The following is an 8,164-nucleotide window of genomic DNA, read 5'->3' as shown; positions in this document are numbered from 1 at the left end:
GTGATAGGTAGGTTGCATACGTGTTACGCACCCGTACGACAGTGACATTGCTGCCCCTTCGCCTTGCATGTATTAGGCCTGCCGCTAGCGTTCATCCTGAGCCAGGATCAAACTCTCCATCGTAAATATTAAAAAATCAAAATTGACTGATTCACAAAGACTCGCTATTGAACCTTAACTTACTCATTATTTCAAAGAGCTAACCAAACTTGGCTTTTATTTCACATCTTTTGTGACTTGCCTTTATGTTTGGGGTTGCAAAGGTCTTACTTTTATTTTTAACTTCCAAACTTTTTTTTGATTTTTTTATTTTTCAAAAATTTATTTTCGAAGTTTTCTCTTTGCAGTGCCCCTCTCTCGTTGTTTGGGAGTGCAAAGGTAGTAGTTCACTTTATACTGCACAAGTTATTACCCAAAAAAAATAGCATTTTTACAAAAGTTCCTCAAATTCCCAAAGTATTCCTAAACATAGTACAATTATATACTAAAAAGCATTATTCTAAAGCCCACAAATCTTTGATTCCAATGATTTTTCTTACTGTAAATCCTTCTCCATATTTGAATCCTGCTGCATGACCATATTCTTCAGCGCGAGCCTTGATGAAGTTTAAAAAGTCGGGGGACGAAATGTAACTATTGGGTTCTGTACTATTAGGATCATAGAATTGGCTCTTGAAAGCCCTAATAGCCGCTTCTTTCTTATCCCAATAAGGTGTAATATCTACTACAAAATCAGGCTTAATATATCTATCTTGTACAAAATGATATATATATTTTGGACGCCAAGGTGCTTGAAGTAAACCTTCTTCATTTTTGGTCTCTACACGGCGTAGCCCCGACATAAAACAAGCATCATATATAAGTGCAGCCCCTTTTCCGTGGTCAGGATGACGATCGTCTATGGCATTCGCCAATACAATATCTGGCTGGTATTTTCTTATATAAGGTACAATCGCCAGTTGGTTTTCTGTATCGTTCCTAAAAAAGCCATCTGCCAGTCCTGCATTTTCTCTACTACTTACTCCTAATACTTCCGCTGCAGCGGCGGCCTCTTGAAGCCTCAAGTCTGCCGTACCCCGCGTTCCGAGTTCCCCTTTGGTAAGATCTAGGATGCCTACTTTGCGTCCTTGGGCAATAGCAGACAATAGCGTTCCTGCACACCCTAGTTCTACGTCGTCAGGATGCGCTGCAATAGCCAATATATCAAGTTTCATATTTTTTGTTTATTTTACTCGAAGACGCTGCCCTATTTTTAGGCGTGAGCTCAAACGTAGTCGATTTTTTTGAGCCAATTCTGAAGTAGATATTCCGTAACGATTGGCAATCGAATCAAGTGTTTCCCCTCTTCTTACCCGATGCAGTACAGTACGTTTTACAGGTGCAGATTCAATATCAAATTCACTTTCATAGGGTTTGCCACCTCTTAAATGATCCCAAACACGCGATGAAAGCACAAACCGATCGGCGCGAATTGTTTGCTTTGGAAAATCCCAAATCCATTCGGGACTAAAAGCATTTCCTTCATACCGATTTTCATAGTGTAAGTGATCTCCGTAGCTTCGCCCTGTGTTACCTCCTAGGCCGAGCATGTCTCCTGCTTTTACCAATTGTCCTACTTCAACTGTCGTTTTAGAAAGGTGACCATATAAAGTTTCGAGGCCATTATAATGACGCACTAAAACAAATCTTCCATAGCCGCCTCCATTGTAAGCTACGATGCGGACGATTCCGTCGTAAGTGCTATAAACAGGGTCACCTGTATTGAGATCAATGTCCATTCCTTCATGCCAACGTCCCCAGCGAGGTCCAAATTTTGAAGTTATTTTGGTTTCACTGGTAGGGAGATTCCAGAAATGCCCTTTGCTAGGATCATACAAGTGCAAGGTGATGTTGTCTTCAAACTCCAGCGGACTCAAATTATAGGGATTGATAGTACGGGAATCCCAAATGGCATAATAATCTGCTACCTGTACCCAATCATCTCCTACTTGTACAGAATCAATGATTTCGGCCACACTCGTTTCACCTTCATCAATGGTTCCAGTGGTGTCGTCTGCTACGGTAGGATTAATGTCTTTGACAGGTTCAAATTGGCTGGAGAAACGCATCTGAGGAGTCGTTGTTTCAAACTCTTCAAATTCATCTTTTTGAGGTTTGATGACCGGCGTGCTTACTTCTTCTGTTTTGTTGGTTTTGATTTTAGGATTTTTCTTGAACAATCCTTTTTCTTGTGCTTGAGTAGAAGTCCAACTAAAAATTGAGGACAACATTAAGAGATAAAAAAATTTGGCTTTCATCAGTGGTTGATTTAGCCGACCATTGACTGGGGGGAACGTATCCATGCCCACTCAATCGCCGGGAATAAAACTTAAATTAAAACGGGCTGTTAGTCCCGTGATGTGCCAATCCGAATATATTTGGGAATGAATCATACTTTTTTTCACGAAAAAGGTTACGATTCATTCCCAAATTTTCAAATCAATGTAATCCTTTTTCGGCTAAATAACGCTCAGCGTCGAGGGCAGCCATACAGCCTGTACCTGCTGCCGTGATTGCTTGGCGATAAATATTGTCTTGCGCATCGCCACAAGCAAATACCCCAGTGATATTTGTTTTTGTACTTCCTTTTACGGTTTGGATATACCCAGCCGCATCCATATCAATATATCCTTTAAAAATGTCAGTGTTTGGTTTATGACCAATCGCCACAAAAAAACCAGTTACATCTAGTTGAGTAGACTCCCCTGTCTGTACATTTTTAACTTTTACACCTACTACTTCATTATTTCCTAATACTTCTTCTGTTTCGGTATTCCACAGAATTTCGATATTAGGCAGTGATTTGACGCGCTCTTGCATAATCACCGAGGCTCTAAGTTCATCGCGTCTCACAATCATGTATACTTTTTTACACAATTTTGCTAAATAACTTGCCTCTTCACATGCTGTATCGCCTCCTCCTACAATCGCCACTTCCTGGTTTCTAAAGAAAAAACCATCACATACTGCACAAGCCGATACACCGTGTCCATTGAGACGCTGCTCAGATTCTAGGCCGAGCCATTTGGCAGAGGCCCCCGTTGCGATAATCACCGCAGGAGACTCAATCAAATGCTCTCCGTCAATCCAAACTTTATGAAGAGTTGAATCAGAAAAATCTACTTTTGTTGCTAATCCATAACGGATATCTGCTCCAAAGCGGCGTGCTTGGGCTTCGAAGTCCATCATCATTTGAGGTCCCTGAACTCCCTCTGGATATCCTGGATAGTTTTCAACATCTGTGGTAATGGTAAGCTGACCTCCCGGCTGACCACCTGTATATAAAACGGGATTTAATCCGGCACGTGAGGCATAAATGGCGGCGGTATAACCCGCAGGCCCCGAGCCAATAATCAAGCAAGATACTTTTTCAGAAGACATTACGAAATTGATATTTATAAGGTACGAACGTTTTGCCTTAACGGCTCGATTGGAAATGTTTAAAATAGCTATTCAATAAATCTTACAATCCAATCTTAAAAATCGTTCATTACTTTACTGCAAGTTTTTGCAAACAGGTTGCAAAATTAAGCAATTTTTTTTTTGATATCAAAGCCCTCTTCCTCTCCCCGAGCAAAGTTTACCAAATACGCCATTCTATACGTCTATTAAGCTGTCGATTTTCGTCAGAGGTATTAGGCACCATGGGTTTTTCTTCGCCAAATCCTACCGCTTTGATACGCTCCCGACCAATTCCCCCATTTATCAAATAATCCACAACACTCTGAGCGCGCTTTTGTGATAGTATCTGATTTTGCTTGGCATCTCCCACGTCGTCGGTATGACCTGCTATTTCTATTCTTAGGGTAGGCTGTTGTTTCAATTGCTCTATCAGCTTGTTAAGTTCAGTAAGCGATTTGTCTTGCAAATCAGCTTTGCCCGTTTCAAAATAAATATTGCTTAATATTCCATAAGCGTTTAGATTGAAAGATTCCAATGAAATATCTAATCGATAGCCTTCTGCTTTACTTTTCTGGCTATAATCAAAAGACAAACTCTTGTAAAAATAGCCCGGAGCACTTACATATACTCCCCATTCAGAACCATTGGGCAAAGTAGTAAGGTAATGTCCTGTACTTGCATCTGACATAAACCGCTGCACGATTTTGTTGGTTTTCAAATCTACCAATTCGATGAGGGCTTTGATTGGCTTTTGGGTTTTGGCATCTGCTACAGCACCTTTCAAGAAATTGACTACACTAAACTGTTTCTTGAGTTCTTCTGGTAGCTGGAAACGATACAATCTCGAAACACGCTGATTTCCCAATCGCTTGGTATCTAAAGAATAATACCCGTACGCGCCATCAGAAGTAATCACGAGAGCAACTTGATTGTCGGAAGTATTGATAGGATAGCCTAGATTTCGAGGGGGAGTCCAACCCGTAGCCGTACTATCAGAGAAGAATAAATCATAGCCGCCAAAACCTTCGTGCCCTTCCGAGGCAAAAAACAGTGTGTGACCATTGGCATGTAAAAAAGGAGAAGCTTCATCTGCCGATGTGTTGATTTCTTTTCCAAGATTTTGGGCGGGTGTCCATTGGTTATTTGACTTTAACATGCTAAACCAAACATCTCGCCCGCCAACTCCACCCGGCCTGTCTGAAATAAAATAGAGGATTCGGCCATCGGGCGAAAGTGTAGGCTGCGACTCCCAATAATGAGAGTTGACAGCCATTCCCAAATTAGTTGGCTTCTCCCAATCTTCTCCGTATTTGTGACTTATGTACAAATCACAGCTCCCGTAGCCGTCGTTGCGATTGCAAGCCGTAAAAACCAGTGTTCTACCATCAGCTGAGAGCGTAGCGGTGCCTTCATTGTCGGCAGTGTTGATTTTTTCAGAAATAGAGACTGGAATGCCCCATTTACCTTCTTTATAAGATGTCACAAACAAATCTTCGTCGTTTTCGGGCTTGAGCGCCGTAAAAACCATCGTCTCACCGTCGGCAGTAAGGGCTGGAAAATATTGTAAAATAAACTGATTGACTGTATCAGATAGCTCTTCAGGATGAATTACCCAAGCGTTTGGGATTTCTTTTTCGGCATAAATACAGGTGGCCAACTGTCGTTGGGCACGCTTTAATGCCATACTATTGGGTTTAAGAAAAACGATATAGTGTTCTAAATCTTTTTTCGCTTGTGCATATTCTCCTGCCCGAAGGTGATATTCGATAAGCTTCTGATACGCTGACGCAAACTGCGGCGCATCGGGCCGAAGATTCACGCTTTTACGGTAAGATTGAAGTGCCAATTCGGGCTGTGTAAATACGTCATAAAGCTGTCCTTTACGAAAATGGGCTTCGGCTAGCGTAGAGTCATATTTGAGGGCTTCATCTACCCACTGACTTGCCCGTCCAAAGTCTTTCTCATTAAAAAACTTAGTACTTTTTTCAAAAGCTTCAAGTGCTTTTTTGTTGGAAGAAGAACTTACATAAGCCGAAGCCTGTGCCTGACAGCAATAGGGACGTACCCAGCTTATCACTATAAACAAACCAAAAGCTAAGATTATTTTCATGCGTGGTTTCAATCAATAATACGCCACTCTACCCTACGATTTTGGCGGCGGTTTTCGTCTGATATATTTTCAACTAAAGGTTTGGTATTTCCAAAACCTTTGGCCTGTAGTCGAGTTGGCATCACTCCCGCTTGTTGTAGATAATCAACAACGGTAAGCGCTCTTCTCAACGACAAATCCATGTTTTTATCTTGTTGGCCTACGTCATCGGTATGGCCTTCAATCTGTATTTTTAAATATGGATATTTCAATAAGTAATCAGCCAATTGTTTGAGCTCCCCTAACGACGTAGCATCCAAATCGGTTTTATTATTTAAAAAAAGAATATTTTTTATCCTCATACTCCGATTTTGCTCCCATTTCCACAAAACTACATCTAATGATGGCGAAGCACTTTTCAACAATGAATCCAGCTCCAACTCCCAATGGAGGGGATAATATCCTTCTTTCTCAATAGAAACGTTTACTTTCACATTTTTGGGGTAAACAAACAAAAATTTTCCCGTGGAGCCATCAGAAGTATAATTTGATACTTGATTTGATGAGTGATGTATGCTCTGAATTGTAATACGAGCTCCCAAGGGTTCGGATGTCTGACCATCTCTTATCTTACCTTTTATAAACATCACCACAGGGCACCATGCTACCAAGGAATCGGGCAATGGTGTACGACAAATCACCGTTTGCGGCAAATTTTGATAAATGCGTTTTGTAGCTTGATATTGGTAAGAATACAGCATTTCTTGGCAATCTGGTGAAATATAAAAGCCTATTTGATGGGCATGATCATTGAGAGGGTAACCAAAATGAGCAGGTCGTGACCAATTTGCATTTATTTTTTTAGAAACAAATACATCAAATCCACCCATGCCTTCGCGCCCATCAGAAGAAAAAAACAACGATATATTGTTGGTATGAATAAAAGGAGAAATCTCATCAAATTCAGTATTGATTAGAGAGCCTAGGTTTTGGGGAGTTTGCCACAAACCTTCCGCATCTGCTTCACTTACCCAAATATCCTTTCCTCCTTGGCCGCCAGGGCGGTCTGATGAAAAATACAAAGTATTTCCATCAGCCGAAAGACTAGGTTGCGATTCCCAATGGGGCGAATTAATGACTTTTCCTAAATTTCGAGGAATTGACCATTGGGTTCCTGTTTTTCGAGTTTCGTACAAATCGCATTTGCCATAACCATCGCTACGGTCACAGGCAGTAAATATCAACATACGCCCATCGGCAGAGATTGCACAGGTACCTTCATTTTGGGAAGAATTGATGTTAGTAGAGATAGAAACAGGGGAAGTCCAGCCTGATGTGGTTCGCTCACTTATCACAATATCCTCATCACCGTTATTTATCGTAAATATCAACGAAGTTAAATCCGCCGTCATCACAGGATAGCTTTGATGAAGCTTTGCATTCAAAAACACAGGAAGTGGCGAATTTTGAATCGAAACGCGGGTCTTTTCCCTCTCTTTTTGGGCAAATAAGCTTTGCTTTAAACTTCGCTTGATACTTCTTGAAGTAGCATTGGAGGCATTAGGGTGCAATCTAAGATAGCCTTGAAGATACTTTTGGGCAATCTGATAAGACCCTTCTCGTAGATAGTGCTCTCCTAGTATTTTGTAAATATTTGAAAAAGCTATTTCATTAGAATCAAGAGCGACGGCTCTTTCAAAGCACCTCAATACCTCCTTTTCTTTATCTAACTCATGGGATAATATTTGGCCAATGCGCATATAAGGCGCCGCAAAATTACTATCTACTTGTACCACTTCTTGGTATAAAGCCAAGGCTTGTTTGCTATCAAAGGGGAGGGTTCTTTCGGCCGACTGATAAAGCCTTAATGCTTTGGGGGAGGTTTTGTACTGAGCAAAAACTTGCGAAATGAAGAAAAAAGAGAAAAAATACTTGCAAAAACAGCCTGACAATACAACCCTCACTAAGGAATATCCATGTATTTGTGAGTTTGTAATGAAATGCGCCATTGAGGATGCTGTTTTACATACTCAACGATAAGGGGCGTCATTTCTTGTACACGGCTCCATTCTGGTTGTAAAAGTAAAATACAATCATCACTAACCAAGGCAGCATGCTTTTCGGCAAACTCAAAATCAGACTTATTGTACACGATTACTTTTAATTCGTGCGCTTGTGCATAGACACTTTCGTGGGGAGCTTTAAATTTTTTAGGAGAAAAACAAACCCAATCCCACTTCCCCGACATAGGGTGCGCTCCCGAAGTTTCGATATTGACCTGAAAACCAGCAACTTTCAAAGCTTCTGTAAGCTCATCTAAAGGATACATCAGTGGCTCCCCACCCGTAATCACCGCCATACGAGCAGGGTATTGCAAAGCGTCTTGTACAATAGTATCAACACTGAGTTTGGGGTGAACCTCTGCATCCCACGAATCTTTGACATCACACCATACACAGCCCACATCGCAGCCTCCAAGGCGAATAAAATATGCCGCCTTGCCACTGTGAAATCCCTCTCCTTGCAAAGTGTAGAAGGCCTCCATTACAGGTAGAGACGCCCTTTGCAGGGGCGTCTCTACAAAATTGTTGTATTGATCCATAATCCGCTTCTATGCGTCAATGAACGACTTGA

At 41.3% G+C, this 8,164-nt stretch carries 6 protein-coding genes and 1 rRNA gene; all 7 read right to left on the bottom strand.

Features of this window, described 5'->3' with window-relative positions:
- Positions 1-123: ribosomal RNA gene (locus P1X15_RS18805) — 16S ribosomal RNA — on the bottom strand; the annotation flags it as partial.
- 371 nt (positions 124-494) lie between these two features.
- Positions 495-1,214: a bacillithiol biosynthesis deacetylase BshB1 gene (gene bshB1, locus P1X15_RS18800; RefSeq protein ID WP_277339675.1), complete on the bottom strand. Its 720-nt coding sequence runs from the start codon at positions 1,212-1,214 to the stop codon at positions 495-497.
- A 9-nt stretch (positions 1,215-1,223) separates the two neighbouring features.
- Positions 1,224-2,270, bottom strand: a complete 1,047-nt coding sequence (locus P1X15_RS18795) for a M23 family metallopeptidase (RefSeq protein WP_277339674.1) — start codon at positions 2,268-2,270, stop codon at positions 1,224-1,226.
- A 208-nt stretch (positions 2,271-2,478) separates the two neighbouring features.
- The gene (gene trxB, locus P1X15_RS18790) at positions 2,479-3,420 is read right to left on the bottom strand and encodes a thioredoxin-disulfide reductase (RefSeq protein WP_277339673.1); all 942 of its coding nucleotides are present in this window, start codon (positions 3,418-3,420) and stop codon (positions 2,479-2,481) included.
- 199 nt (positions 3,421-3,619) lie between these two features.
- Complete coding sequence (locus P1X15_RS18785; protein ID WP_277339672.1) at positions 3,620-5,551, bottom strand: OmpA family protein; 1,932 nt, start codon at positions 5,549-5,551, stop codon at positions 3,620-3,622.
- An 8-nt stretch (positions 5,552-5,559) separates the two neighbouring features.
- The gene (locus P1X15_RS18780) at positions 5,560-7,539 is read right to left on the bottom strand and encodes an OmpA family protein (RefSeq protein ID WP_277339671.1); all 1,980 of its coding nucleotides are present in this window, start codon (positions 7,537-7,539) and stop codon (positions 5,560-5,562) included.
- Positions 7,494-8,132 (bottom strand): 7-carboxy-7-deazaguanine synthase QueE, encoded by a 639-nt coding sequence (locus P1X15_RS18775; RefSeq protein ID WP_277339670.1) that lies wholly within the window; start codon positions 8,130-8,132, stop codon positions 7,494-7,496. The genes P1X15_RS18780 and P1X15_RS18775 overlap by 46 nt, the downstream gene beginning before the upstream one ends.
- Positions 8,133-8,164 lie beyond the last annotated feature (32 nt).

It is taken from the genome of Runella sp. MFBS21 (assembly GCF_029433105.1).
Lineage (GTDB): Bacteria > Bacteroidota > Bacteroidia > Cytophagales > Spirosomataceae > Runella.
This window is presented reverse-complemented; position numbering and strand designations above follow the sequence as displayed.

Coding starts and splice junctions, on each gene's coding strand:
- bshB1 (WP_277339675.1), bottom strand. CDS start 1,214: ATGAAACTTGATATATTGGCTATTGCAGCGCATCCTGACGACGTAGAA.
- P1X15_RS18795 (WP_277339674.1), bottom strand. CDS start 2,270: ATGTTGTCCTCAATTTTTAGTTGGACTTCTACTCAAGCACAAGAAAAA.
- trxB (WP_277339673.1), bottom strand. CDS start 3,420: ATGTCTTCTGAAAAAGTATCTTGCTTGATTATTGGCTCGGGGCCTGCG.
- P1X15_RS18785 (WP_277339672.1), bottom strand. CDS start 5,551: ATGAAAATAATCTTAGCTTTTGGTTTGTTTATAGTGATAAGCTGGGTA.
- P1X15_RS18780 (WP_277339671.1), bottom strand. CDS start 7,539: ATGGCGCATTTCATTACAAACTCACAAATACATGGATATTCCTTAGTG.
- P1X15_RS18775 (WP_277339670.1), bottom strand. CDS start 8,132: ATGGATCAATACAACAATTTTGTAGAGACGCCCCTGCAAAGGGCGTCT.